At 70.7% G+C, this 26,975-nt stretch carries 17 protein-coding genes and 2 riboswitches; of the genes, 12 read left to right on the top strand and 5 right to left on the bottom strand.

Annotated features, from left to right (window positions below):
• Positions 1–34: 34 nt before the first annotated feature.
• Positions 35–769 carry an NAD(P)H-binding protein gene (locus AB0F98_RS12410; RefSeq protein ID WP_357733055.1) on the bottom strand — a complete coding sequence of 245 codons (735 nt, stop codon included), beginning with the start codon at positions 767–769 and terminating at the stop codon, positions 35–37.
• Positions 770–894: 125 nt separating this feature from the next.
• Here AB0F98_RS12410 and AB0F98_RS12405 point away from each other — a divergent pair, with 125 nt between their 5' ends.
• Positions 895–1,416 carry a hypothetical protein gene (locus AB0F98_RS12405; protein ID WP_357733052.1) on the top strand — a complete coding sequence of 174 codons (522 nt, stop codon included), beginning with the start codon at positions 895–897 and terminating at the stop codon, positions 1,414–1,416.
• A 117-nt stretch (positions 1,417–1,533) separates the two neighbouring features.
• Here the strand turns inward: AB0F98_RS12405 and AB0F98_RS12400 are convergent, their stop codons facing one another.
• The 3 genes from AB0F98_RS12400 to AB0F98_RS12390 form a co-directional block, all read right to left on the bottom strand.
• On the bottom strand, positions 1,534–4,011 hold the full coding sequence (locus AB0F98_RS12400; RefSeq protein WP_357733049.1) for a M14 family metallopeptidase: 2,478 nt from the start codon (positions 4,009–4,011) through the stop codon (positions 1,534–1,536).
• A 314-nt stretch (positions 4,012–4,325) separates the two neighbouring features.
• A complete protein-coding gene (locus tag AB0F98_RS12395) occupies positions 4,326–5,303 on the bottom strand; it encodes a ribonucleotide-diphosphate reductase subunit beta (RefSeq protein WP_357733564.1) in 978 nt (325 codons plus the stop codon).
• A gap of 68 nt (positions 5,304–5,371) precedes the next feature.
• Positions 5,372–7,762, bottom strand: a complete 2,391-nt coding sequence (locus AB0F98_RS12390) for a ribonucleoside-diphosphate reductase subunit alpha (protein ID WP_357733046.1) — start codon at positions 7,760–7,762, stop codon at positions 5,372–5,374.
• A gap of 121 nt (positions 7,763–7,883) precedes the next feature.
• Positions 7,884–8,102, bottom strand: a riboswitch (cobalamin riboswitch).
• 254 nt (positions 8,103–8,356) lie between these two features.
• Positions 8,357–8,529: riboswitch (cobalamin riboswitch) on the top strand.
• A gap of 28 nt (positions 8,530–8,557) precedes the next feature.
• On the opposite strand from AB0F98_RS12390, the gene AB0F98_RS12385 reads away from it, so the two are divergent.
• The 9 genes from AB0F98_RS12385 to AB0F98_RS12345 all read left to right on the top strand — a co-directional run bounded on the left by AB0F98_RS12385 (position 8,558) and on the right by AB0F98_RS12345 (position 21,250).
• Positions 8,558–9,235, top strand: a complete 678-nt coding sequence (locus AB0F98_RS12385) for an energy-coupling factor ABC transporter permease (protein ID WP_357733043.1) — start codon at positions 8,558–8,560, stop codon at positions 9,233–9,235.
• On the top strand, positions 9,232–9,552 hold the full coding sequence (locus tag AB0F98_RS12380; RefSeq protein WP_357733040.1) for an energy-coupling factor ABC transporter substrate-binding protein: 321 nt from the start codon (positions 9,232–9,234) through the stop codon (positions 9,550–9,552). The genes AB0F98_RS12385 and AB0F98_RS12380 overlap by 4 nt, the downstream gene beginning before the upstream one ends.
• Positions 9,553–10,296: a cobalt ECF transporter T component CbiQ gene (cbiQ, locus tag AB0F98_RS12375; RefSeq protein ID WP_357733037.1), complete on the top strand. Its 744-nt coding sequence runs from the start codon at positions 9,553–9,555 to the stop codon at positions 10,294–10,296. It abuts the gene before it with no gap.
• A complete protein-coding gene (locus AB0F98_RS12370) occupies positions 10,290–11,135 on the top strand; it encodes an ATP-binding cassette domain-containing protein (RefSeq protein ID WP_357733561.1) in 846 nt (281 codons plus the stop codon). The genes cbiQ and AB0F98_RS12370 overlap by 7 nt, the downstream gene beginning before the upstream one ends.
• Positions 11,136–11,288: 153 nt before the next feature.
• A complete protein-coding gene (gene nhaA, locus AB0F98_RS12365) occupies positions 11,289–13,178 on the top strand; it encodes a Na+/H+ antiporter NhaA (RefSeq protein WP_357733034.1) in 1,890 nt (629 codons plus the stop codon).
• A gap of 341 nt (positions 13,179–13,519) precedes the next feature.
• Positions 13,520–15,073, top strand: a complete 1,554-nt coding sequence (locus AB0F98_RS12360) for a PQQ-dependent sugar dehydrogenase (protein WP_357733031.1) — start codon at positions 13,520–13,522, stop codon at positions 15,071–15,073.
• Between the two features lie 241 nt (positions 15,074–15,314).
• Positions 15,315–17,081: a thiamine pyrophosphate-dependent enzyme gene (locus tag AB0F98_RS12355; RefSeq protein WP_357733028.1), complete on the top strand. Its 1,767-nt coding sequence runs from the start codon at positions 15,315–15,317 to the stop codon at positions 17,079–17,081.
• A complete protein-coding gene (locus AB0F98_RS12350) occupies positions 17,078–20,167 on the top strand; it encodes an FAD-binding and (Fe-S)-binding domain-containing protein (RefSeq protein ID WP_357733025.1) in 3,090 nt (1,029 codons plus the stop codon). The genes AB0F98_RS12355 and AB0F98_RS12350 overlap by 4 nt, the downstream gene beginning before the upstream one ends.
• A gap of 3 nt (positions 20,168–20,170) precedes the next feature.
• The gene (locus tag AB0F98_RS12345; RefSeq protein ID WP_357733022.1) at positions 20,171–21,250 is read left to right on the top strand and encodes an enolase C-terminal domain-like protein; all 1,080 of its coding nucleotides are present in this window, start codon (positions 20,171–20,173) and stop codon (positions 21,248–21,250) included.
• A 27-nt stretch (positions 21,251–21,277) separates the two neighbouring features.
• Here AB0F98_RS12345 and AB0F98_RS12340 read toward each other — a convergent pair whose 3' ends face one another.
• The gene (locus AB0F98_RS12340; RefSeq protein WP_357733019.1) at positions 21,278–23,053 is read right to left on the bottom strand and encodes a glycoside hydrolase family 15 protein; all 1,776 of its coding nucleotides are present in this window, start codon (positions 23,051–23,053) and stop codon (positions 21,278–21,280) included.
• Positions 23,054–23,302: 249 nt separating this feature from the next.
• Between AB0F98_RS12340 and AB0F98_RS12335 the strand changes: the two genes are divergently transcribed.
• Positions 23,303–25,750, top strand: coding sequence for a low temperature requirement protein A (locus AB0F98_RS12335; protein WP_357733016.1), 2,448 nt, complete (start codon positions 23,303–23,305; stop codon positions 25,748–25,750).
• Positions 25,747–26,895, top strand: coding sequence for an NADP-dependent oxidoreductase (locus AB0F98_RS12330; protein WP_357733013.1), 1,149 nt, complete (start codon positions 25,747–25,749; stop codon positions 26,893–26,895). The genes AB0F98_RS12335 and AB0F98_RS12330 overlap by 4 nt, the downstream gene beginning before the upstream one ends.
• Positions 26,896–26,975 lie beyond the last annotated feature (80 nt).

Here is a 26,975-nt window from a genome sequence, read left to right as displayed (position 1 = left end):
CCGCACGACGCGGGTCGTACGGGCCCCGGTGGGGTCAGCGGGCGAGGAACTCCCGGTAGGTGGTCTTGAAGATCACGGCGTCTTCCTTGGCGATGAGCGCGTCGCCGGAGGCGGCGGCGAACAGGCCGGCGCTGTTGTCGGTGACGACGGTGCGCTTGTCGCCGCGGGCGGCGAGGGTGATCCGGCCGAGCTCGTCGAGGGGGAAGACCTCGGGGCCGGCGACATTGCGGGTGCCCCGCAGCGGGGCGCCGACGGCGACGTCGGCCACGGCCTGGGCGACATCGGCCGAGGCCATCGGCTGAATGAGCGTGGCGGGCAGGCGCACGGTGTGCTCGTCTGACGTCCAGGACATCGTGGCGTCCATGAACTCGAAGAACTGCGTGGCGCGGACGATCGAGTAGGGCACGGGGCCGGCCTTGAGGAGGTCCTCCTGCAGCACCTTGGCCCGGTAGTAGACCAGGTCCGGCACCTGCTCCGCACCCACGATCGAGAGGATCACCGCGTGTCCGACGCCGGCGTCCTTGGCCGCCGCGAGCAGGTTGTCCATCGTCGTCTGGAAGAACGCCGGCGAGGCCTCGTCGAAGGTCGGCGAGTTCGTCAGGTTGACCACGACGTCGGCCCCCGTCAGCGCCTCGGGCAGGCCCTTCCCGCTGATCAGGTCCAGTCCGGTGGACGGGGAGTGCGGCACCGCCTCGTGCCCGTTCGCGTTCAGGATCTTGACCACCTGCGACCCGATGAGCCCGGTACCGCCGATGACAGCGATCTTCATGTTCGTTGACCTTCCTGGTTCCGAAGGATGTTCTCTCGCCTCGTATGACAGGACAGCCTCGGCGGTTGTGACGGCCGAACTCCGATCGCCCGGTCGCAGCGGCGATCCGAGAAATCTCGATCGAGGTGTCACAGGCCAGAGGGCTGCCCGGTCTCAGCTGGCATCGGGGCAGCGACGGACGCCCCGATGTGCGGGAGGTTCGTCATGAGGATCGTGGCCATCGGTGGCACCGGGCTGATCAGCGCGAAACTCGCCGGTCGCGGTCCTTCGAGTGCGCCGCGTCGCTCTCACGCGACCTGCTGCGCGGTCAGACCACCCGCCTGCCCAGCGGCGAGGCGATCGCGCGGCTCCTCGGCGCGGTGCCGCTGACCACCGACGAACTGGGGCAGAACTGGCCGCACGGCACTCCGCTGTGGTTCTACATCCTCACGGAGGCCGAGCATCGCGGCGACGGTGACCGGCTCGGGCCGGTCGGCGGCCGGATCGTGGCGGAGGTCCTGATCGGACTGCTACGCGCCGATCCGGCGAGCTACCTGAGTCTGGAACCGGACTGGGAGCCGGAACTGCCCGCCGCCGGATCCGGCTTCGGCCTGGCGGACCTGCTCACCTTCGGCGTCCACCGCGACGGGTTGGTCCACCCGGCATGACGGTTTGTCGTGCTCCGGGCCGCGCGGCCGCGAGATCGTCGGCCGGAGCGCTCACGACCATGGCCTCGTCGGTGCGGAGGTAACCCGCGCCGACGAGGCCATGACCAGGAGGTGCGGCTACTTCTTGTCGATCTTGATCGTCGCCGTGCGGTAGTTGTTGCGCTTGTCGTGCTTCGTCGGGTCGTAGTTCCGCTCGATGTTGCCGGCCGCGTCGACCGAGAACCAGTTGAACGTGGTCGTCTCGGTCACGTGGAAGACCTGACCCGGCTCACGGAAATCGGTCGCCTCGTACCGCTGCGACTGGAGCGTGGGCCGGCTGCCGTCCGTCGTGTAGTAGATGGTGGCCGGCTCGTTCGTCTCGAACCGTACGTCGACGGGCCCGCGGTACTTCCCGCCGCCCGGAACGAGCGTGGACTTCGGGTCCTTCTTGTCCTTGCCCCAGTCCGCCGCGACCCGGAACATCTCCATGATCCCGTTGGCGTACTCCATCGTCTCCGAGTGCCCGCTGACCAGGTTCGGGTCGCCCTCCCACGGCGGTTGGAACGAGCCGCCCTGCCAGTTGCCGGTGGCCGGGTTGTAGACCGAACCGCCGACCTCCCAACCAAAGGCGTAGATGCCGTAGGTGTAGTACAGGTCCTCGCGTACGTTGCCGGCCGAGGAGTAGAGGACGTCCGAGGAGCCGCCGACGTTCTCCGGCGTCACGACGGTTTCCCGGTACGCCTTGACCTGCGACAGGATCCGGCTGGCCGACTGCCAGTAGAAGGCCTCGTCGCCCAGCGGCGGGCGAGGCGTGGTGATCCGGCCGTCGGCGATGTACGCGCCCGGCTGCCAGAACAGCTGGCCGCCGTTCGAGTGCACCGACATCATGAACTTGATGTTCCGGTACTTCTCGACCAGCCAGATGATGTTCTTCGACTCGGGCTCGGAGAGCTTCTCCGGGCCCTGGTAGGTGCCGCTGGTGCACACGGACGAGCCACCGGAGTAGCCGTCGTGGCCCGAGGCGACCCGGTAGTTCCGGTTCAGGTCGACGCCCCAGGAGTCACGCCGACCCGGATCGGCGTTCTCGTCCGGGCAGTGGTTCGTCAGGTTCTTACGCTGCGAGGCGAAGTTGTAGAAGCTGTAGTTCGCGCCGTCCGGGTTGTTGGACAGGATGAAGAAGACCTCGGTGTCCTCGACGATCTTCTTGGTTTCCCGGTCGGACTTGTAGTTGTGCACGAGCCGCTCGGCGGCCTCGAGCGAGGTCGTCGCGGGCACCCACTCGCGGGCGTGGTCCTGCGCCTGGATCAGGACGCCGGGCTTCGTGCCGTCGCGGTGCTTGCCGATCCGCAGGACGGGGATCGTGGCCGGGCCACGGGGCACCTCGCCCTCCGGTGCGCCGGCGCGCTTCTGGTCGAGGAAGTCGGTCAGCGCGACCGGCGCCGACGGCGCGACGATGCCGGTGCCCGCGTTGGTGCGGTACGGGTGCGCCCGGTCGATGAGGCCCGCGGACCGGGTCTCCAGCGCCGCCGCCACCTCGGCGGCCGTGCTCGCGAGCGCGCCGGAGGCGTCCTTCGCGAGCAGGACGCGGATCGCCTTGCCCGTCACCTCGACGGCGAGCGGAAGGTTCGCCCCCGGCCGGTCGACGAATTCGACGGTGATGTCGTTGCCACCCTCGTGGCCCCACGCCGCCGAGCTGACGACCACCGCGGACTGGCCGGTGCCGCCGATCGTGGCCTGCGCCTTGCGCTGGTAGCCGTTCGTCTTGTTCGGCAGGTAGACGATCTCGGCGATGTCCGGGTACTGCTGAGCGATCTCCTTGGCGCGGCCGTAGAGCTGCTGCGGCGTCTTGTAGCCGTCGATGAAGTTCGACTTGTAGCCCGGGTTGTCCGTCAGCGGCGGCGGGGCGTTCTCGAGCCAGTCGGAGACCTTGCCGGTGGTGACGCCGCCGGTCGAGCTCGTGACCCGGATCTGGCTCGGGCGCTCGTCGAGCTTGAACAGGTTCCGGTGGAACATGTACTGCCCGGAGTCGACGAACCGGCTCATCGTCCGGGCGAAGCCGAACGACGTGCCCACTCCGGAGTCGTTCTCGAGCTGCATCTGGACGACCGGGTCGGCCTGCTGCCCCTCGGTGGTCCGCGCCTCGACGTAGAGGAAGCCCTGCCCCTTGGTGGTGAACCAGTCGGCGCGGACGACCCGTACCGTCTGCTCGTGGTTGAGCGGCTGGACGGCCTGCTTGCCGGCGGCGCGGATGCCGCCGTCGGCCTCCTCGCTCCAGGCGAAGCCCTCGTCGCTGCCGAGGATCTCGACGCCCATCGACTGGAGCTCGGCGGTCTGCTCGGCGGTCAGCACCGCCTCGGCCTCGATGCCGGTCGGTACTCGCTTGACGCCGTGCTCGAGGTCGAAACCGGCGGCGACCACCTTGTCCAGCATGTCGGCACCGGTCAGCTGGAGGCGTACGAGGCGCACCGCCTCCTGGTCCTCGAGGTGGGATCGCTTCGAACCCGCGTTGGCTGTGGGGTGCGCGGGATCCGCGCCAGCCGGCGCGGTCGCCATGAGGACGCTTCCCGTCATGGCGGTCAACGCGAGAAGCGCGAAGCGCAGTTGCCTGCGTCGCATGCTCCCCTCCTTCCGTGTGCGGCCAGTGGTTGATGTCATGGCCCGCCCGTGCGCCGACCGCTCCGATCCACTCAGGTCATTCGTGCTGAACTCGCCCACACTGAGCCGTGGTAGGACGGGGACTGCGGTCGTGAGACGGATCGGACGGGCTGCGGGCGAGCCGAGGTGCGGTGATCGTATTCGCATTCTTCACATCGATGCCCGGCGTGCTGCGGATTTGAGGATTACTTGAGGCAACGCCCGCGCCCGGGCCCGGCCGCCAGGAGGGTGCGCGCCGACCCCGGGGCGCCAACGGCCCCGGGGTCGGCCGGTCGTCAGAAGTCGTCGTCGAAGGTGACGCTGCCGGTGACGGCGACCTGGTACGCCGACACCCGGCGCTCGAAGAAGTTCGACAACTCCTGCACGTCCTGCAGTTCCATGAACGCGAACGGGTTCGCCGATCCGTAGAGCGGTGCGATGCCGAGCTGGGCGAGGCGGCGATCGGCCACGTGCTGCAGGTACTCCCGCATGTCGCCGAGGGAGAGCCCGGAGACGCCCTGTTCGAGCAGGTCCTCGGCGAACTGCGTCTCGCACTCGACCGCCTCGGCCAGCATCTCCCGCACCTGGCGGACCAGCTCGTCGTCGAACAGCTCCGGCTCCTCTCGTCGTACGGTCTCCACCACGTCGAACGCGAACGCCATGTGCATGGACTCGTCGCGGAACACCCAGTTGGTGCCGGAGGCGAGGCCGTTCAGCAGACCTCGGGAACGTAGGAAGTAGACGTAGGCGAAGGCGCCGTAGAAGAACAGGCCCTCGATGCAGGCGGCGAAGCAGATCAGGTTGAGCAGGAACGCCCGCCGGTCCTCGCGGGTACGCAGCTCGCGCAGCTCGAAGATGGAGTCGATCCAGCGGAAGCAGAACTCGGCCTTGCGCCGGATCGACGGAATGTTCTCGATGGCGGCGAACGCCGCGAACCGCTCCTTCTCGTCGGGCACGTAGGTGTCGAGCAGGTTCAGGTAGAACTGGACGTGCACGGCCTCCTCGAACAGTTGGCGGGACAGGTAGAGCCGGCCCTCCGGGCTGTTGACGTGCTGGTAGAGGTTGAGCACCAGATTGTTGGCGACGATCGTGTCACCGGTGGCGAAGAACGCGACCAGCCGGGACACCAGATGCCGCTCGGCGGGGGAGAGCTTCGCCAGGTCGGCGAGGTCGGAGTGCAGGTCGACCTCCTCGACGGTCCAGGTGTTCTTGATGGCGTCCTTGAACCGGTCGAAGAAGTGCGGGTAGCGCATCGGCCGCAGGGTCAGGTCCATGCCGGGGTCGAGCAGCAGGTGCCGCTCACCGGTGCCGGTGCTGTCGGTACGTGGTTCAGGGATCGTGGTCACTGGCAGGCCTCGCAGCTCTCGGGGTTTTCCAGGGAGCAGGCCAGCGCCTCGTCGTCGCTCACCGCGACGACCGGCTTGACCGCCTGACCGACGGCGACGGTGGCCTGCTGGATGCGCGTCGCCGGACGCGAGCGCAGGTAGTAGGTGGTCTTCAGCCCGGACTTCCAGGCGTAGAGGTACATCGACGACAACTTGCCGATGGTCGGCGAGCCCATGAACAGGTTCAGCGACTGCGACTGGTCGATGTAGGGCGCACGCGCGGCGGCGAGGTCGATCAGTGCCCGCTGCGGCAGCTCCCAGGCGGTGCGGAACAGCTCCCGCACCTCCGGCGGCAACTCGGCGATGCCCTGCACCGACCCCTCGGCACGCTTGATCTGCTCCCGGATCGCCGGCGTCCACAGCCCGCGCGCCTTCAGCTCACGGACCAGGTACGTGTTGATCTGCAGGAACTCGCCGGACATGGTCTCTCGCTTGAACAGGTTGGACACCTGCGGCTCGATGCACTCGTAGCACCCGGCGATCGAGGCGATCGTCGCGGTCGGGGCGATTGCGACCAGCAGCGAGTTGCGTAGCCCGTGCGTGGCCACCGTTTCCCGCAGCGCGGCCCACCGTCCGGTCTGCGTGGGCTCGGCACCCCACAGGTCCGGGTGCAGGTCGCCGTTGGCGGCGCGGGTCTCGGCGTACGCCGGGTGCGGACCGAACCGCTTCGCGAGCCCGGCCGACGTCTCCAGCGCGGTCAGGAGGATCTCCTCCTGCACCCGGGTGGAGAGCTCCCGGGCCTGCGCCGAGTCGAACGGCAGTCGCAGGGTGAAGAACGCGTCCTGCAAGCCCATCAGGCCCAGCCCGACCGGTCGCCAGCGCGGGTTCGACGCCGCCGCCTGCTCCGCCGGGTAGTAGTTGATGTCGATCACCCGGTCCAGGAACAGCACGGCGGTGCGCACCGTCGAGCGCAGCTTCTCCCAGTGGACGCCGTCGGCGCTGACGTGCGCGCCGAGGTTGACCGAGCCCAGGTTGCACACCGCGGTCTCGGCGTCGTTGTTGACCTCGAGGATCTCGGTGCACAGGTTGGACAGGTGGATCGTGTTTCCCGGTGCGCCGGTCTGGTTCGACAGCCGGTTGGAGGGGTCCTTGAACGTCATCCACCCGTTGCCGGTCTGCGCGAGGGTGCGCATCATCCGCCCGTACAGCTCCCGGGCCTTGACCGTCTTGACGGCCTTCTTCTCGGCCGCGCGGTACGCCTCGTCGAACTCGTCGCCGTACAGGTCGGGCAGCTCCGGCGCCTCGGTCGGGTCGATCAGCGACCAGTCGCCGTCCGCCTCGACCCGGCGCATGAACTCGTCCGGGATCCAGTTGGCCAGGTTCAGGTTGTGCGTACGCCGCGACTCCTCACCGGTGTTGTCGCGCAGCTCGAGGAACTCCTCGATGTCCGGGTGCCACGGCTCCAGGTAGACGCAGGCCGCGCCCTTGCGCCGGCCGCCCTGGTTGACCGCGGCGACGCCGGCGTCGAGGGTCTTGAGGAACGGCACGATGCCGTTCGACCTGCCGTTGGTGCCACGGATCAGCGCGCCACGGCCCCGTACCCGCGACCAGGAGATCCCGATGCCACCGGAGAACTTCGACAGCCGTGCCACCTGGTGGTACCGCTCGTAGATCGAGTCCAACTCGTCGCGGGGCGAGTCGACCAGGAAGCAGGACGACATCTGCGTGTGCCGGGTACCTGAGTTGAACAGGGTCGGCGAGCTCGGCAGGTACGCCAGCGACGACATCAACCGGTAGAACTCGATCGCCTCCGCCGGCGTCTCGGAGAGCCCGCAGGCCACCCGCAGCAGCCAGTACTGCGGTGTCTCCACCACCAGCCGCGAATCCGGGTGGCGCAGCAGGTACCGGTCCGCGACCGTACGCAGGCCGAAGTACTCGAACCGCAGATCACCGGTCGGGTCCACGGCTTCGTCGAGCTCGCGTGCGTTGCGGGCCACGAACGCGGCCGTGTCGTCACCGATCAGACCCAGGCCGTGGGCGTACCGGATGGACTGGCTGAAGCTCGTCACGTCCTGCCCGCGGACCTCCTTGTCCACGTACGCGGCCAGCAACCGCGCCGCCAGCCTGGAATACTGCGGCTCCTCGCCGATCAGCTCGGCCGCCGTCTGGATGGACAGCTTGTCCAGCTCCTCGGTGGTCGCACCGTCGTAGAGCCCGCTGATCGTCTTCGTGGCGACCCGCAGCGGGTCCACCTCGTCCAGATCGCTGACCCACCGCTCGACCGCCTTGACGATCTTGTTGACGTCCACCGGCTCGGTGTCGCCGTCGCGCTTGCGCACCCGCATCGCCTGCCGGCGCTGCTCCGGCGCGTCCGAACCGGACCCGGACCTCTCCCACACGACCGTCATGCCGCCTCCTCGCCTGTCTCCGATGGCCTCGGGCACGCGGGAGAACGCCATGGCGACGGCGGGGTTTGCCGGTCCACTTGATGGCGTCGGTCGTCCCACGCGACCTCCGACCGCCGTCCGCGAACGCGTACGGCGCGCTGGCAGGTCTTCGGACTCGCGGGCGTGACCGGGACACCCGGTCGCCTACTGGCCGTCGCTTCCCGGGCCGGCGAGGCCCAGTGCTTGATGACGGCGTTCGTTCCCACTCACCGCTGCGGGGCAGTCCCGGATTCCCACCGGGTTCCCTCTTGCCTCGGCCGCACCGTGCAGGTACGGCCGAACCAGCTGCGTGGGACACCATATATGCCGCCATCCTTGGGATGGCAACACTAGATGTTCCGTCAGCGTGTCGCCTTTCTCACCGTCGCCGGATCGTGTCGCGCGGCCCGCGATCCGGTCGTCACCAGTCGGGCGGCCAGGACCCGCTCACGCCGTGCCCGGCGGGTACGTCGCCCTCCGAACGACGTGGACCGGAGCCGATGCCGCGGCCGTGAGCGGCCAGGCGGTGTCGGTCACGGCACCTCTCGGCCGCTTGCCCCGCTCGGCGCTCGCCCGATAGCCTCTCGCCGTCAAGGTGCACGGGAAGCCGGTGGGATACCGGCGCGGCCCTCGCCACTGTGACCGGGTAGCGATCTCCGAAGACGCCACTGGGCCCATCCGGGCCTGGGAAGGCCGGAGTGAGCGTCGATCCGGGAGCCAGGAGACCGGCCTTGACAAGTGATCTCATCCACGAGGTGCTGGAGAGGAAGGTCGTCGATGCACATCGCCGAGGGGTACCTGCCCCCGGTGCAGGCCGCGGCGTGGTTCGCGGTGTCCGCACCGTTCGTCGTCCATGGCAGCCGGGCGCTGGTCCAGCAGGTTCGCCGGGATCCGGAGACGAAACTGCTGCTCGGAGCAGCGGGAGCCTTCACGTTCGTGCTGTCCGCGTTGAAGATTCCGTCGGTCACGGGCTCGTGCTCGCATCCGACCGGCACCGGGCTGGGCGCGGTGCTGTTCCGGCCACCGGTGATGAGTGTGCTGGGCGGCATCGTGCTGCTCTTCCAGGCGGTGTTGCTGGCCCACGGCGGGCTGAGCACGCTGGGTGCCAACATCTTCTCGATGGCGATCGTCGGGCCGTGGGTCGCGTACGCGGTGTACGCGCTGATCCGCCGGGTCGGTGGCAGCCTGGACGTGGCTGTCTTCGCGGCCGCGGCGCTGGGCGATCTGGCCACCTACTGCGTCACCAGCGTCCAGTTGGCGCTGGCGTTCCCCGACCCGGCGACCGGGTTCCTCGGCGCGTTGGTGAAGTTCGGCGGCATCTTCGCGCTGACCCAGATTCCGCTGGCGATCAGCGAGGGGCTGCTCTCCGTGCTGGTGGTACGGCTGCTGACCCGGGTCAGCGGGGATGACCTGCGCCGGGTCGGAGTGTTGCGGACGCCGGCGGTGCAGGCATGAAGCGCTTCTCCCGGGTCAACCTGCTCCTGCTGCTCGTGGTGCTGCTCTTGGCGGTGGCGCCGGTGGCGCTCGGACTCGGATCGGGCGACGAGCCGTTCGCCGGGGCGGACGCGCTCGCCGAGCAGGCGATCGTCGACAACCACCCCGACTACGAGCCGTGGTTCTCCCCGATCTACGAACCACCCTCGGGTGAGGTGGAGTCGGCACTGTTCGCCCTCCAGGCCGCGCTGGGCGCCGGCTTCCTCGGCTACTACTTCGGAGTCGCGCGGACCCGGCAGCGGCTGCGGGGCTCCGCCGCGAAGCCGCCGCGCGAATAGGTGTTCGCCCTCGACATCGCGGCGCACACCGGACCGTGGCGGTCACGGCACCCCGCCGAGAAGGCGATGCTGTCGCTCGGGCTGCTCGCCTGCGCCGTGGCCCTGCCGCCGTGGCCGGGCGCGCTCTTCTCGGGTGGCGCGGCGGCGGTGCTGCTGGTCGGGCCAGCCCGGGTGTCACCGGCCGTGGTGCTGCGGGCGGCGCGGGTGCCGCTGCTGTTCGTCGCCACGTCGACGGTGCCGCTACTGGTCACCATGCACGCGACGGCGCGGCTGGCGGTCAACGCCGCAGGCGTCGTACCGGCGGCGCAGACGGCCGGCCGGTCGGTGGCGGCGCTGATCTGCCTGCTGCTGTTCAGCGCCACCACGCCGCTGTCGGACGTACTGCCGAGGCTGCACCGGCTGGGAGTTCCCCCGGCCGTCACAGAGGTCGCCGCGCTGACGTACCGGATGCTCTTCCTCCTGGTGGACAGCGTGCGCGCGGTCCGGGAGGCGCAGGCGGCGCGGCTCGGCTTCCGGACCTGGCGCACCGCCTACCGCTCGCTCGCAGGGCAGGCGGGGGCGATCTTCGTACGGGCGTTCAGCCGGGCACGGCGCCTGGAGGAGGGATTGGCGTTGCGTGGATACACCGGTTCACTCGCGGTGCAGGTGGAGGCCCGGCGGGTGTCGGCGCCGTTCGTGGCGGCGACCGTGGCGCTGCTCGTGCTGATAGTCGCGCTGAGCGCCGTGGTGAGGTGGCAGTGGTGAGCGGCCCGCTGCTCGAGTTCTCCGGGGTGCACTTCGCCTACCAGCCGGACCGTCCCGTCCTGACCGGCGCGGACCTCCGCGTCGAGGCGGGTCAGCGGCTGGCCGTGGTCGGGCCCAACGGTGGCGGCAAGACGACCCTGTTCCGGCTCGCCGCCGGCTCGCTGACGCCGGGCTCCGGCCACGTCGCGGTCGCCGGCACCCGGGTACGGCACAACCGGGCGGGTCTACGAGCGGTACGACAGCAGGTGCAACTGGTCTTGCAGGACCCGGACGACCAGCTCTTCTCCGCCAGCGTCCGTCAGGACGTCTCCTTCGGGCCGGTCAATCTCGGGCTGGCTCCGGAGGAGATTCGGCGCCGCTGCGACGAGGCGTTGGCGGCGCTCGGGGTGGCGGCGCTCGCCGACCGCCCGACCCACCTGCTCTCCTACGGTCAGCGCAAACGGGTGGCCATCGCCGGGGCGGTCGCGATGCGTCCCCGGCTGCTCATCCTGGACGAGCCGACCGCCGGGCTCGACCCGGCCGGGGTGGAGGCGCTGCTGCAGACGTTGGACGACCTGCACGCCGGGGGCACGACCGTGGTGCTGTCCACCCACGACGTCGACCTCGCCTTCCGCTGGGCGACCGCGGTGGCGGTGGTCGCCGGCGGGGGTGTGCGGATGATGCCGGCAGCCGAAGGTCTGGCCGACACCGGGCTCCTCGCCGCGGCGGACCTGCTGCCCGCCTGGGCTCCGCTGGTGCACCGGGTGCTCGACCGGGTCCCCGGGCTGGCCGGGGCCCGCCCCGGCTCCGCCGCCGAGCTCGCCGCGCTGCTCACCGCCGAGGCGCGAGCAGGTAGCTGACGGGCGGCCGTCGCACCGACGCACCGGGACCACCGGCTGCTCCTCCCGGCAGGGCACCGGGGTGCAGTGCATTCCGCCGAGTCGACCCGGTCAGCCGGTTACGGTGAATTGCCCGATTCCTGAGCGGCTGACGAGACGGTCGAGGAGACTGCGATGACGAGAGGCGCGTCCCGCTCACCGTGGTCGGGTCAGACCACGTGGGTCGGCCGGGTCGACGCCTCGCTCCGCTCCTTCCTGCGCACCGAGACCGGTAGCGCGCGAGTGGTCGTGGTCGCGACGGTGGCCGCACTCGTCTGGGCGAACCTGAGCGCGTCGTCGTACGAGTCGTTCTGGCACACATCTCTCACTGTGCAGGTCGGCGAGTGGCCCCTGTCCCGCGAGCTGCGTAGCTGGATCAACAGCGGGCTCATGACCTTCTTCTTCCTGGTCGCCGGGTTGGAGTTGCGCCGCGACTTCGACATCGGAGAGCTGCGGGAGCGGCGGCGGTTCACGTTGCCGCTGCTGGCCGGGCTCGGCGGCATGCTCGTGCCGATCGTGATCTATCTCGCGTTCAACGCCGGAACGGCCACCGCGAGCGGTTGGGGCGTGGTGATGGCCACGGACACCGCGCTCGCGCTCGCCACGCTCGCCGTCCTCGGCCCGCGCTTCTCGGACCGGTTGCGGGGTTTCCTGCTGACGGTCGCCGTCGTCGACGACGTGGTCGCGATCGTGGTGCTGGCGGTCGCCTATCCGGAACATCCGTCGCCGACGGCGCTGTTCGTCGCGGCCGGAATCTTCGCCGTCGTCGTGCTCGCCCGGATGGTGGGTCTCCGGTACGGGCCGGTGTACCTGCTGCTGGGGGTGGCGGCGTGGGTCGCGGTCTCGGTCTCCGGTGTCGATCCGGTGGTGGTGGGCCTCCTGATGGGCCTGCTCACCTACGCCTACGCTCCCAGCCGGGTCGAACTGCAACGGGCGAGCGACCTGTTCCGCCTCTTCCGCGAACAACCCACCCCGCAGTTCGCCCACTCCGTACGGGCCGGGCTCATCGCCGCGCTGTCACCGAACGACCGGCTGCAACACCTCTACCACCCGTGGGCGAGCTACCTGATCGTGCCGCTCTTCGCGCTGGCCAACGTCGGCATCGTGATCGACGGCGAACTGCTGGCCCGGGCCGCCACCTCGCCGGTCACGATCGGCGTGGTGGTGGCGTACGTGATCGGCAAGCCGGCGGGAATCATTCTCACCTCGCGTCTGGTGGCCAGGCTCACCCACAACCGGCTCCGGCCGCCCGTCGGCTGGGCCGCCGTGACCGGCGTCGGCGCGGTCTCCGGCGTGGGTTTCACCGTCGCCCTCCTGATCGCCTCCCACGCGCTGAGCGGCCCGGCCCTGGACGAGGCGAAGCTCGGCATCCTCGTCGCGACGGTGGTGTCGTCAGTCGTCACCTGGTCGGTGTTCCGGCTCGCCGCCCGGCTGCCGGAGCCGCGGCGCGCCCGGGCGCTGCTCGGCACCGCGGACGAGATCGTCGACCTGCTGGTGCCGGTCCAGACCGACCGTGACCACATACGGGGGCCGGCGGAGGCCCCGGTCACGGTGGTCGAGTACGGCGACTTCGAGTGCCCCTACTGCGGACAGGCCGAGCCGGTGGTCAGGGAACTGCTGGCGGAGTTCACCAACATCCGGTACGTGTGGCGACACCTGCCCCTCACCGAGGTGCACCCGCACGCCCAACTCGCCGCGGAGGCCGCCGAGGCGGCGGGGGAGCAGGGCGCGTTCTGGGAGATGCACGACCTGATCTTCGAACACCAGAACGCGCTGAGGAACGCCGACCTGCTCCACTACGCGGACCAGCTCGGCCTGGATCTCGTCCGTTTCCGGGAGTACCTCACCGAGCGCCGGGGCGCCGACCGGATCAGCGAGGACGTCGATTCGGCCGACCTCAGCGGGGTGTCCGGCACACCGACCTTCTTCATCAACGGCCGGCGTCACCACGGGGCGTACGACATCGTCGCGCTCTCGGCGGCGGTCAAGGGGGCGTTCGCGCAGGCGAAGATACGTCCCCAGTAGGCCGATCGGGCACCGGGGCGGCAGCTCGTCGAAAATTCATCGATCGATCGTGAACCGGGTCCGCGCCGGCCGCGTGCCTACCAATGGGACCGAGGTATCGACAAGCGTCTCCGTCGAACCTGTCGGTGCGTGGTGTCGACCTCGGCCCGCCGGGTGTCCGGCGGTCGCCGTACCTGCCGGCACCAGCAGCGACGGCCGTAACTCCGTGTCCCTGCGCCCGCGTTTGACGGAGAGGAGGCGACCACACGCATGACGGGCGAGGCCGCGGCAGTGCGGCTGCGCCCAGTCCGGTGCCGTCCGCTGAACACCCGTCACCACTCGGGCAAGAAGGGAAACCTGGCATGCACGAACGACACGTCCGTACCGTCGTCCCACGCCGCAAACTCCTGGACGTACCGAATGGATCACCTGGCGGTCGGGTGGCACCACGCACTCGCCGTCGTACGCGAGCGACCATCGCGATGCTGGCCCTGGCCGCGACGGGGCTGGCCATGACCGTGGCCGGCACCCCGGCCGGCGCCGAGCCGGGCGGACCGACGATGCTCGACCCGAAGCTGGCGGTGCGTACGGCCGCCACCGGGCTGGTCAGCCCCACCGGCCTGGCGTTCCTCGGCGACGACGACATGTTCGTGATCGAGAAGACGACCGGACGGGTCCAGCGGGTGGTCGACGGAGCCCTCGCGGGCACGCCGCTGGACCTCGCCGTCAACTTCGGTTCCGAGCGAGGTCTGCTCGGGATCGCCCTGCACCCACGCTTCCCGGCGAACCCCGGGGTATATCTGTACTGGACGGAGAGCACGACCGGCGCGGACACCAACGTGCTCAGCGAGACCCCGCTACTCGGCAACCGGGTCGACCGGTTCGTCTGGAACGGAAGCACACTCACGTTCGACCGCAACCTGATCCGCATCCGCGCCGTCCAGGAGGACGCGGGCCAGCCCGCACGCGGGAACCACAACGGCGGGGTGATCACCTTCGGCCGGGACCGGAAGCTCTACATCTTCACCGGCGACCTCGGCCGGCGCGGCCAGTTGCAGAACCTCACCTGCGGCCCGACCGCCGACTGCCCCGGGGCGCGAGTGCCCGACGACCAGTTCGGCGGCCCGAAGCCGGACAGCGCCCACCTCAGCGGCGTCGTTCTGCGCCTCAACGACGACGGCAGCACCCCGATCACCAACCCGTTCTTCCGGGCGGGCGCGGCCCTGGGCGGTGAGGCCGGCGCGACCGTGCAGAAGATCTTCTCGTACGGTCACCGCAACGGCTTCGGCATGACTGTCGACCCCGACACCGGAAACGTGTGGATGCAGGAGAACGGCGACGACAGCTTCAGCGAACTCAATCGCCTGGAGCCGGGCATGAACGGCGGCTGGATTCAGATCGCCGGGCCGGTGGCGCGGGTCGGCCAGTTCAAGGAGATCGAGACCACGTTCGGCGGACAGAACCTGCAGCAACTGCGCTGGCCGCCGTCCAACATCGCGGACAGCCCGCAGCAGGCGCTCCGCCGGCTCTTCATGCTCCCCGGGGCGCACTACAGCGATCCCGAGTTCAGTTGGAAATGGGAGGTCGCGCCCGGCGGGATGGGCTTCCTCGACAGCCGGAGGCTCGGGCCACAGTTCGAGGGTGACCTCTTCATGGGTGCCGCGACGGGCGCCCTCGACGGGGGATACCTCTTCCGCTTCAACCTGACCGGCAACGGCCGGCAGATCGCCGTCGACGATCCGCGCCTGAAGGACCGGGTGGCGGACAACGTCGCCAAGCACGACATCACGGAGAGCGAGAGCCTCCTGGTCGGCCGGGACTTCGGCGCCGTCACGGACATCGAGACCGACCCGGACGGCAACCTGGCCGTGCTTTCGCTGACCGACGGCAAGGTCTACACGGTCCATCGACGCTGACGAACGTCGACGTCCTGGGGTGACCCGCCCGCCGTGCCGCGGCGGGCGGGTCGTCCGTGCCCGCTGACCGTGAATCGCCCGTTGGTGGTGGAATCTCGCGTCGTTTCGGCGTTTACCGCCCAGGCCGGTGGGTAGCCGCCGAAAAGTTCGCTCTGCCGGACGCTGTCCGGTTCGGCGCTCGCGGGAGCTGCGCGCTCGGCACCGATCGAGGGGTGGGCGAATCCGGAACCAGGAGGACGACGTGCAGGAGATTGTTGGCGAGTGCCTGGCCCGGCGGCTGCTGGATTGGGGGGTGGACACGGTCTTCGGCCTGCCGGGTGACGGCATCAACGGCTTGATGGAGGGCTTCCGCCGGCATCAGGATCGGCTGCGGTTCGTGCTGGTGCATCACGAAGAGGCGGCGGCTTTCATGGCCACGGGGTACGCCAAGGCCACGGGGCGGCTGGGGGTCTGCGCCGCCACGTCGGGGCCGGGAGCGATTCATCTGCTCAACGGTCTGTACGACGCCAAGCTCGATCATGTGCCGGTGCTGGCGATCACCGGTATGCAGGAGACCTCGGTGCTGGGCTCGCAGTACCAGCAGGAGGTGCACACGACGCACCTCTATCAGGACGTGGCCGCGTACAACCTGATGGTCACCAACCCGCAGCAGATGCCGGGCGTGCTGGACATCGCCATCCGCAACGCGCTGACCAAGCGGACCGTGGCGCACCTGACGTTCCCCAACGACCTGCAGGTCGCGTCGGTGACCCAGGACCCGTACCGGCACGTCAGCCCCGGAGAGCCACCGAAGAGCAGCCCGGTGGTGTCGCTGCCTGCGGTGCCCGCCGCCCAGCCCGACCTGGAGCGGGCGGCGGAGGTGCTCAACGCCGGCACCAAGGTCGCCATGCTGGTGGGGATCGGTGCCCGTGGCGCGCGGGCGGAGGTGCTCGCCGTGGCGGACGCGTTGGGCAGCCCCATCGTGAAGACGTTGCCCGGGAAGATGGTGGTCCCGGACGACCATCCGCTCACCACCGGCGGCCTCGGCCTGCTCGGCACGCGGCCGAGCGAGGAGCTGATGGAGGAGTGCGACACCCTGCTGATGGTGGGCACGTCGTTCCCGTACGCGAAGTACCTGCCCTCTCCGGGGCAGGCGCGGGTGGTGCAGATCGACGTCGACCCGAGCCTCATCGCCATGCGGCTGCCGGTCGACGCCGCCGTCACGGCCGACGCGCGGCTCGCGTTGCAGCAGCTGCTGCCGTTGCTCCAGACCCGAACCGACCGGTCGTTCCTCGGCAAGTACCAGCGGGAGCGCGACACCTGGCTCGCCGACATGGCGCGCCTCCGGGACCCAGACCGGCACCCCATCGCACCGCAGTACCTGATGGGCTGTGTCGACGAGGCCGCGGCCGACGACGCGATCCTGACCTGTGACTCCGGCACGATCGCCACCTGGTCGGCGCGGCACTGGACGATCCGGGGCGGGCGGGAGTACTACCTGTCCGGCAACCTGGCCACCATGGCGCCGGGCCTGCCCTACGCGATCGCCATCCAGCACGCCCATCCGGGGCGGCAGGTCATCGCGTTCGTCGGTGACGGCGGCTTCGCCATGCTCATGGCCGAGTTCCTCACCGCCGTGCGACACGAGCTGCCGATCAAGGTGATCATCAACAATAACAACTCGTACGGGCAGATCCTCTGGGAGCAGATCATCCTCGGCTACCCCGAGTACGCCGTGCGGCACCGGCAGCCGGAGGCCGACTTCGGGGCCTGGGCGCGCGCGTGCGGCGCGTTCGGCGCCAAGGTCACCGACCCGAAGGCGGTGCCCGACGCGATCCGTCAGGCGCTCGCGCACCCCGGACCGGCGCTGGTCGACTGCGATGTCAACCCGAACGAGCCGCCCATGCCCGGCAAGGTCCACTACGAACAGGCGAAACACTTCACCGAGGCCTTCCTCCGCGGCCAACCGAAGAAGATGGCCACGCTCGCCAGCGTCGCCCGAGACAAGATCAACGAGCTTCGGCCATGACCAGGGTGCTCCGACCGGCACCGGTCGTGCGGCCACCCGGCCCGGTCCAGGAGCTCGACCTGTCGGCGCTCGCCGCAGACCTGCGCGCGGAGGTCGACGGCGAGGTGCGCTTCGACGCCGGCTCCCGGGGCGCCTACTCCACCGACGCCTCGAACTACCGGCAGGTGCCGCTCGGCGTGGTCGTACCCCGATCGGTGGAGGCGGCGGTCGCGGCCGTCGCGGTCTGCCGCCGCCACCGGGCCCCGCTGCTCTCCCGGGGCGGTGGCACCAGCCTTGCCGGCGAGTGCACCAACACCGCCGTCGTGCTCGACTGGTCGAAGTACTGCCACCGGCTGCTGGAGGTCGACACCGACGCGCGCACCTGCCTGATAGAACCCGGCATCGTGCTCGACACGCTCAACGAGCGACTCGCTCCGACCGGCCTCCAGTACGGTCCCAAGCCGGCCACCCACGACCACTGCACCCTCGGCGGCATGCTCGGCAACAACTCCTGCGGCGCCACCGCGCAGCGCACCGGCAAGGTGGTCGACAACATCGTCGAGTTGGAGGTGCTGCTCTACGACGGCACCCGGATGTGGGTGGGGGAGACCGACGACCAGAAGTACGCCGAGATCCAGCGCCGGGGCGGCCGGCCCGCGGAGATCTACCGGCAGCTGCGGGCCCTGCGCGACGAGTACCTGGCCGACCTCCGCGACCGCTACCCGCGTATCCCGCGCCGCGTCTCCGGCTACAACCTCGACAGCCTGCTGCCGGAGAAGAACTTCCACCTCGCCCAGGCCCTGGTCGGGTCCGAGGGAACCCTGGTCACGATCCTGCGCGCCCGGCTCAAGCTGGTTCCGATCGTGCCCGCCCAGTCGCTCGTCTTCCTCAGCTACCCGGACATCGCCGCCGCCGCGGACGACGTGCCGCGCGTGCTACCACATCAGCCGATCGCGCTCGAGGGCATCGACGACAAGCTGATCAATTTCGAGCAACGCAAGGGCCTGCACCCGCGCGCGCTGCACGAACTACCCGCCGGTGGGGCCTGGCTGATGGTCCAGCTCGGCGGTGACACGCCGGAGCAGGCCAAGGCGGCGGCGCAGCGGCTCATCGCCGCCGTCCGCCGCGACGGCGGGCCCGTCGTGCACGAGTTCGCCGACCCGGACTCCGAGCAGCGGATGTGGAAGGTACGTGAGTCGGGGCTCGGCGCCACCGCACACGTGCCCGGCGGGGAGAGCACCTGGCCCGGCTGGGAGGACTCCGCCGTCGCACCGGACCGGCTCGGCGCCTACCTGCGGGATCTTCTCCGCCTGTACCGCGAGTACGGCCTCGAACAGGCTTCGGTGTACGGGCACTTCGGGCAGGGCTGTGTGCACAGTCGCATCCCCTTCCGGCTGCGTAGCGCCGAGGGGATCCGGCAGTTCCGCTCCTTCATCGAGCGCGCCGCCGACCTGGTCGTCTCCTACGACGGCTCGTTCTCCGGCGAGCACGGCGACGGTCAGGGCCGCGCCGAACTACTGCCGAAGATGTACGGCGACCGGCTCATGCGGGCGTTCGGGCAGTTCAAGGCGATCTTCGACCCGGACGACCGGATGAACCCCGGCAAGGTGATGCCGGCGTACCCGTTGGACAGTCACCTGCGCCTCGGCGTGGACTACAACCACGGCGACGTGGAGACCGTCTTCGCCTACCCCGATGACGGTGGAAGTTTCGGCGAGGCGGTGCTGCGCTGCGTCGGTGTGGGCAAGTGCCGCCGCGAACACGGCGAGGTGATGTGCCCGTCGTACATGGTCACCCGCGAGGAGGAGCACTCGACGCGGGGGCGGGCCCGGCTGCTGTTCGAGATGCTCGACGGCACCGGCCGTGGCGGCGCCATCACCGACGGCTGGCGTTCCACCGCCGTACGGGACGCGCTCGACCTCTGCCTCGCCTGCAAGGGCTGCAAGGCGGACTGCCCGGTCAACGTGGACATGGCGACCTACAAGGCCGAGTTCCTGTCCCACCACTACGCCGGCCGGATCCGGCCGCGCGCGCACTACTCGATGGGCTGGTTGCCGGTCGTCGCCGTAGCCGCCGGGGTCGCGCCGCGCGCCGTCAACGCGCTGGCCCAGGCGCCCGGGCTGACCCGACTCGCGAAGCTGGTCGGCGGGATCGACCAGCGTCGGCAGGTCCCCACCTTCGCCCGGACGTCCTTCCAGCAGTGGTTCCGCCGGCACAGCCCGTACGGCGACGGGTCGCGGGGCGAGCTGTTGCTCTGGCCCGACACCTTCACCAACCGGTTCCACCCGGGAATCGGGCAGGCGGCGGTCGAGGTGCTGGAGGCCGCGGGTTGGCGGGTGCGGGTGCCGGACGGTCCGGTCTGCTGCGGGCTGACCTGGATCTCCACCGGTCAGCTCGGCATGGCCAAGCGGGTGTTGCGCCGCACCGTGGACGTGTTGCGTCCGTTCCTGCGGGCCGGCGCCCCCGTGGTGGGCCTGGAACCCAGCTGCACGGCGGTCTTCCGCAGCGACGCCTACGAACTGTTCCCCGCCGACGAGGACGTACGCCGGTTGCGGGAGCAGACCGTCACGCTCGCGGAGCTGCTGCACGAGCACACCCCGGGCTGGCAGCCGCCCCGGCTGCCGGCCCGCGCGCTGATCCAGACCCACTGCCATCAGCACGCCATCCTGGGCACCGCCGCCGACCAGGCGGTGCTCGCCGCCGCCGGCGTGGACGCCGAGTTCCTCGACTCCGGATGCTGCGGCCTGGCCGGCAACTTCGGTTTCGAGCAGGGGCACTACGAGGTCTCCGAGGCGTGCGCCGAACGGGTCCTGCTGCCCGCCGTACGGGACGCCGCCGACACCGACGTGCTGCTGGCCGACGGGTTCAGCTGCCGCACGCAGGTGGAGCAGAGCGCGGCCGGCGGCCGGTCGGCGATCCACCTGGCCGAGTTGCTCCGCGCCGGCCTGCACGGCCGGACCGTCCCGCCCGAGCCGGAACGGAGCTGGTCACAGCGGCCCCACCCGCCGTCCCGCCCCACCCGCCTGCTCGCCGCCGGCGTGGCCGGCCTGGCCGCGCTGGGACCCGTCGCCGCGCTCGCGGTGCGGGCCACGCGTCGTCGGGGGTGAGCGGTGCGGCTCACCGCCGAGGCGTACCGGGTGCCCACCGACGCGCCCGAGGGTGACGGCACGCTGGACTGGAGCGGCACCACCCTGGTGCTGGCTCGCGCCGAGGCGGACGGCCGCACCGGCATCGGCTGGACGTACGGCCCGCCGGCCGTGGTGCCGGTGGTGACCGACCTGCTCGCCCCCGTGGTCGCCGACCTCGACCCGGACGACGTGCCGGCGCTCTGGTCGGCGATGCGGCGACGGCTGCGCAACGCCGGTCGACCGGGCATCGCCGGGCTGGCCCTGTCCGCCGCCGACTGCGCCGTCTGGGACCTGAAGGCCCGCCGCCACGCGCTTCCGCTGTCCCGGCTGCTCGGCACCGCCCGGCGACGGGTCCCGGTCTACGGCAGCGGTGGATTCACCACCTACGACGCCGAGCGGCAGCACCGGCAGCTCGCCGGCTGGGTGTACGAGGAGGGCATCCCCCGAGTGAAGATCAAGATCGGGGAGTCGTCGGGGAGCGAGGTGGCCCGGGATCTCGCCCGGATGACCGCCGCCCGGCGCACCATCGGCGACGACGCCGAGCTGTACGTCGACGCCAACGGTGCCTACCAGCGCAAACAGGCCATCCGCGTGGCCCACGCCGCGGCGGACCTCGACGTGCGCTGGTACGAGGAACCGGTGAGCTCCGACGACCTGGTCGGGCTCGGACTGGTCCGGGACCACGTCCGGCCCGACGTGACGGCGGGCGAGTACGGCTACGACCTCGTCTACTTCCACCGCATGGCGCCCTACGTCGACTGCCTCCAGCTCGACGTGACCCGATGCGGCGGCATCAGCGAGTTCCTCCGGGCGGCGGCCGTGGCCGAAGCCGCCGGGCTGGAGGTGTCCGCGCACTGCGCGCCGCACCAGCACCTGCCGGTCGCCGCGGCCACCCCCAACCTGCGGCACATCGAGTGGTTCCACGACCACGTCCGGATCGAGTCGATGCTGTTCGACGACACCGTACGAGCCACCGGTGGCAGCGCGCCGGTGCCGCTGGAGGGCCACGGCAACGGCCTGACGTTCCGTGCCGAACGCGCGGAACCGTACCGGGTGGCGTGACCGGACGGCCACTGCCCGGGCCCGGCCTCAACCCACGTCGGTCTGCCCCAGTGCCATGGCCGTCTCCAACATCAGCGCGTGCACGAACGCCTGCGGCAGGTTTCCGCGCAGCTGCCGCTGGCCGACGTCGTACTCCTCCGTGTAGAGCCCCGGAGGGCCACACGCCGCGCGGTTGCGTTCGAACCACCGGTTCGCCGCCACCTGATCGCCGGCTCGCAAGGTGGCGAGCGCCGCCGCGAACCCGCAGAGCAGGAAAGCCCCCTCCGCGTCGCCGAGCGGCCTGCGGTCCGGCCGGAACCGGTACAGGTAGCCGTCGCTTGCCAACTCGGCCAGCACCGCGTGCCGGGTGGCCTCGGTGCGCGGATCGTCCGCGGGCACCGCGCCGCGGATGCCGGGCAGCAGCAGCGCCGCGTCGACCCGTTCGTCGTCGTACGCCCGCTGCCAGCGCCCGGAGGAATGCCTACCGTGCGCCGCGACGTCGGCGAGGATCGCGTCGGCGAGCGCCGCCCACCGCCCGGCCACCGCTGTCGGCGCCACCCGGGCCGCGGCCCGGAGCCCGGCGACGCAGGTGAGCTTGGAATGGGTCCACTGTCGGGCGGGCAACTCCCAGATGCCCGCGTCCGGCTCGCGCCAGCGTTCCTCGACGATCCGGGCGGATAGGTCCAGCGCCCGCCACGAGTCGGATGGCAACCGGTCGTGCCGGGCCGCCGCCGAGAGCAGGAGGAGGATCTCCCCGAACGCGTCCAGCTGGAACTGCTGCCGGACCCAGTTGCCGACCCGCACCGGAGCGCCCGGGTAGCCGGGCAGGAATTCCAGGTCGATCTGCGGCGGGACCGGCCCGCCGGCGACGGTGTAGGCGGGGGCGAGCCGTTCGCCGTCGGCGAGCACCCGCGCGGTGAGGAAGGCGGTGGCGTCGTCCAGCAGGTCGTACCGGCCGGTCAGGGCGGCGGCCTGCCCGGCGAACGACTGGTCCCGGACCCACGCGTACCGGTAGTCGTAGTTGCGCCCGGCGTGGGCCCGCTCCGGCAGCGCGGTGCTCGCCGCCGCCACCATCCCGCCACCCGGACTGGTCAGGCCGCGCAGCACCGCGTACGCGAAGGTGGCGTCCCGCCGTGCCACGGCGCCGGTCAGGCGGGGCATCGCCGCGCGCCAGCCCTGCTCGGTGATCCGCCAGAGCACGTCCGGGTCCGGTGGCGGCTCGTCGAGCGGATCGGCCGACACCTCCAGCACCAGGTCGTGCCGCCCGCCCGCCGGTACGTGCAGCTCACCCTCGAGCGCCGCGTCGTCGGTCGGGCGTAGCAGGTCCCCTTCGCTGTGCCGCACGTACAGATCACCCGTCCGGGCCGTCCACGAGCCGGCCTCGCGACGTATGTCGACCAGCGGGGCACGGCCGAAGTCGGCCCGGGGGTCGAGCCGGACGCGGACTACCGTGTCCCGGTCCAGCGCCCGGACCCGGCGCAGCAACACCAGCCGCCGGGGGTCGCCGGGGAAGAGCAGCGCCTCCCGGGCCTCCACGACGCCATCCGTGGTCACCCAGCGGCTGACCCAGATCAGTGACTCCGCCTCGTAGTGGCCGCCCCAGACGAACCGCGGGCACGCGGGCGCGACCAGGTAGCGCCCGCGCCCACCCAGCAGGCCGCTGAAGATCGGCGGATCGGCCCAGCCGGGGGCGCACAACCAGACCACGTCGCCGTCCGGGCCGATCAACGCTCCTCGATGGCCGTCGGCGAGCAGGGCGTACTCGCGCAGCACCCGCGGACCGCCGATCGGCGGTGACCGCGCTGGTTCCCCGTCGTCCGGCACGGCCCACCCCCTCCCGTCGCCCGCGCCGACTGCACGCGCTACCCGCTGCCGGCGGATCCACACCCGGCGAGCTCACCCACCCACGATCGCGCGGTGCGCCGACCGGTTCCGGTCGTGCCGACCCACTGGGTCGGGGAGTTCCGCGCCGAGCCGGTGCGGCACGGTCGGCCGGCGGACAGCGGTCCGGCGCACCCCGGAGCGTTGGCTGTTTCCACCTCCGAACCACCGCCGCCTGGGCACAGTGGGTGAGTGGACGAGAGCGGTGGGGAGGTGGACTCGCAGCGCGCGTTCGGGGCCGGCGGACGGGTCGAGGTCGCCACACACGGCGGCGTGACCCGCTCCGAGCTCTTCCTGGATCTGGTCTACGTCTACGCCTTCATCAACGTCACCCACCTCATGGCCGAACGCCCGGGTCTGGACGGGTTGCTCCACGGCGGGTTGGTGGTGCTGCTCATCTGGCGCAGCTGGGCCGGGTACTGCTGGGTGGGGAACCTGGTCCGGTTGGACCGCGGCGCCCTGCCGGTCGCCGTCTTCGCGGTGGCCATCGCGATCCTCCTCGTCGCGGTCGCCATTCCGGAGGCGTTCGTCGACGACTCCTCCGGGTTGCTCGGGCCGCTCGTCTTCGTCGTCGGTTTCCTGACGACCCGGGTGGGTTCCCTGCTGGTCGTGTCCCGGGCCCGGCACACGGACCCGCGCTGGTCGTCCTATCCGGCCCGGCGCGCCTGGCTGCCGCTCGTCGGCAGCGCCCTACTGCTGCTGGCCGCGGTCCTGCTGCCCCATCACCTACCGTCCGGATGGGGCAGGGAGAATCTTCAACTGGCGCTCTTCGCGGTCGCGATCGTCGTCGACTACCTCGGGCTGCGGGTGATCGGAACCGGGACGTGGCACCTGACGTCGGTACGACACTGGGCGGAGCGACACAACCTGATCATGCTCGTCGCGCTCGGCGAGACGATCATCTCGATCGGAACGAGTCGCGGCTTCGGTGGAGTTGTTCCCATCACGTGGTCCACGCTCGCCGGGGCGGCGCTCGGTCTTCTCGTCGTGGCGTTCCTGTGGTGGGCGTACTTCGACATCGCCTCGCCCGCCGGCGAGCAGGCCTTGGAGTCCATCCCACCCGGAAACCTGCGGTCGCGCCGCGCCCGCACCGCGTACACCCTGCTGCACCTGCCGATGATCGGCGGGCTGATCCTGGTGGCGTTCGGGCTCAAGAAGGCGTTGGGCGGGACGCCGGTCGGTCAGTCGGAACACTGGAGCGGGCCGGACCTCGCGGCTCTCTACGGCGGCGTGTTCCTGTACCTGCTCGGACTGGTGGCGTTCGAGTGGCGTACTGCGCGGCGGATCGGCCGCGGCCCGGTGCTCGGCCTCGTGATGGTGGCACTGCTGATCGTGCCGGCCCGTGGCCTGACAGCTCTGGAGTCGCTCGTTCTCCTCGCCGGCGCCCTGGTCGCTCTGGTGCTCGCCCATGTGACGGTGTTTCGACGCCGCCACCGGCAGCTGCACCGCGACATCGAACTGGCGGCCGGTCGAGAGGTCGACGCCACTCCCGAGGAACTCTTCCTGGATCTGGTCTTCGTGTACGCGTTCATCCAGGTCAGTGCGCTGATGGCTCGGAACCCGTCGGCGCTCCTGGTGCTTCAGGGGCTGGCCGTCCTGGCGTTGCTGTGGTGGTCGTGGGTCAACTACACCTGGTTCACCACCACGGTCCGCAGCGCGGGGAACGCGGTGCGGCTCGTCGTCCTCGCCGCGGTGGGGCTCACCCTGATGCTCGGCATCGCCGCACCCCAGACGTTCGAACAGGTCCCCGGTGGGCTGTCCGGGGCGATGATCGTGGTGACCGCGTACGCGGCGGTGCGCATCCTGCATCTGCTGGCGTTCTGGTGGGTGCTCCGGCACGACGTCGTCCTTCGCGCCATCGTCGTCCGGGCCGCCGTGCCGACCGGCGTGGGGATAGCCCTGCTGCTCTGCGCGGGGCTGACCTCGGCGATCGCGGGCGATTCGCTCGCGCTGTTCGTCGCGGTGTGCTGGGCCCTCGCCATCGTCGTCGACGTGGGTGGCGGCTACCTCATCCGGGCCCGCAACTGGCGGTTGCGATCCGTCAGCCGATGGATGGGTCGCTACAACCTGATCATCCTCATCGCGCTCGGCCAGGCGGTCATCTCCACCGGCATCGCCGCCGGCGATCCGCCCGTCTCGATGTCCACCTTCGTTGTCGTCGCGCTCAGCGCCGCCCTGATCTCCACGTTGTGGTGGACCTACGTCGGCAGTGACGTCGTCGTCGGGCAGCGCTTCACCGAACTGCACACCAGCGGCGAACGCGGCGCCCTGGCCCGGGACGCCTACGCGTACCTGCACCTGTTCCTCGTCATCGGCCTCGTGCTGGTCGCCTTCGGGCTGCGTACGACCCTGCCGAAGCCGGGGCACGAACCGCACATGGCGGTGACGGTCGGGCAGGTCACCCTGGCGTGCGGTGTCGTCGTCTACCTCCTCGCCGACCAGCTCATCTGGCGACGCGCGAACCGCCCGATCGGTGGCCGGCGGGCGGCCAACCTGGTCGTCGCCGCGCTGGCCGCGGTGACGATCCTGCTCCCGATCATGTGGGCGCTGGCGGTCCTCACGGTGGCGCTGTTCGCCGCGCACCTGGTCGGACGCTCGTCCGTCCCGCCACCGGGCGTCGCACTCGGCGACGGAACATGATCGGCCCGAACGTGATTCTGCTAATGGCGGGGAAAACGGTTTCCGGGAATATTCTCATCACGCGTCGGCCGCAGTGCAATGGCCGCCGCTGCGCCAAATTCAGGAGATCGAACGTGCTAATGCCAAATACGCAACGCCAGGTCGTCATGGCCGAACGTCCGTCCGGCTCCCTGGCGATGCGGCACTTTCGCAGTGAGGTCGTGCCGGTGCCGCAGCGCCCAGCCGACGCGGTGCTGCTGCGCAACATCTTCGTGTCCGTCGCCCCCGGCGCCCGGGCCGTGATGCAGGGTGCGGCCTACCGTCGGCAGCTCGTCCCCGGCGAGGTCATCCCGAGTTCTGTCATCGCCGAGGTGATGGCCGCGCCGCCGGGCGGCCCCGAGCCCGGAAGCATCGTCGGCGGGGCGGGGGGCTGGCAGGAGTACTCGGTCGTACCCACGTCCGAGATCTGGCCGCTGGAGCGGGTCGGCGAGCTGTCCCACCACCTGGGTCTGCTCGGCCGTAACGGCCTGACCGCCTACTTCGGCATCCGCGAGGTCGCCCAGCTGCGGGCGGGGGAGACCGTCGTGGTCTCTGGCGCGGCCGGTGGCGTCGGACACATCGCCGGGCAACTCGCCCGGGTCGTCGGCGCCCGGGTGGTCGGCATCACCAGCTCCGCGGAGAAGAACGAGATCCTCCGGCGGCAACTCGGCTACACCGCGGCGGTGGACCGGCGGTCGCCGTCGTTCGCGGACGACCTGCGGGCCGCGTGCCCGGCGGGTGTGGACGTCTACTTCGACAACGTCGGCGGCCCGGTACGCGAAGTTGTCCTACCGCTGCTGGCTCGGCACGGCCGGATCGTCTGTTGCGGCGTGACCGCCCACTACGACGCGGACCGCCCGCCTGTGGGGATGACGGACATTGCGATGCAGCTCATCGTGAAGAGCCTGCGCATGCAGGGTTTCCTCGTCGCCGACTACCTGCCACGGTGGGGCACGGCGCAGCGTGAGCTGCACGCGTTGCAGAGGAGCGGCGAGCTGACGGTCCTGGAGGACATCCGCGACGGCCTCGACTCCGCACCTGGCGCACTCATCGAGATGCTCGCCGGCGGCAACATCGGCCAGCTCGCCGTCCGGCTCGCGCCCGACCCGCCCGGCTGGCGAGCCTGATTTATTCGAGATAGAGTGATATAGCCAATAATGGAATCGATCCGGCAAGGATCGCCGCGGCGGTGAACTCGGCCACCGTT

It is taken from the genome of Micromonospora sp. NPDC023737, assembly GCF_040639715.1.
In the GTDB taxonomy this organism is placed as follows: Bacteria; Actinomycetota; Actinomycetes; order Mycobacteriales; family Micromonosporaceae; genus Micromonospora.
The sequence above is the reverse complement of the archived record's forward strand: the minus strand, read 5'-3'. Positions and strand labels throughout refer to the sequence as shown.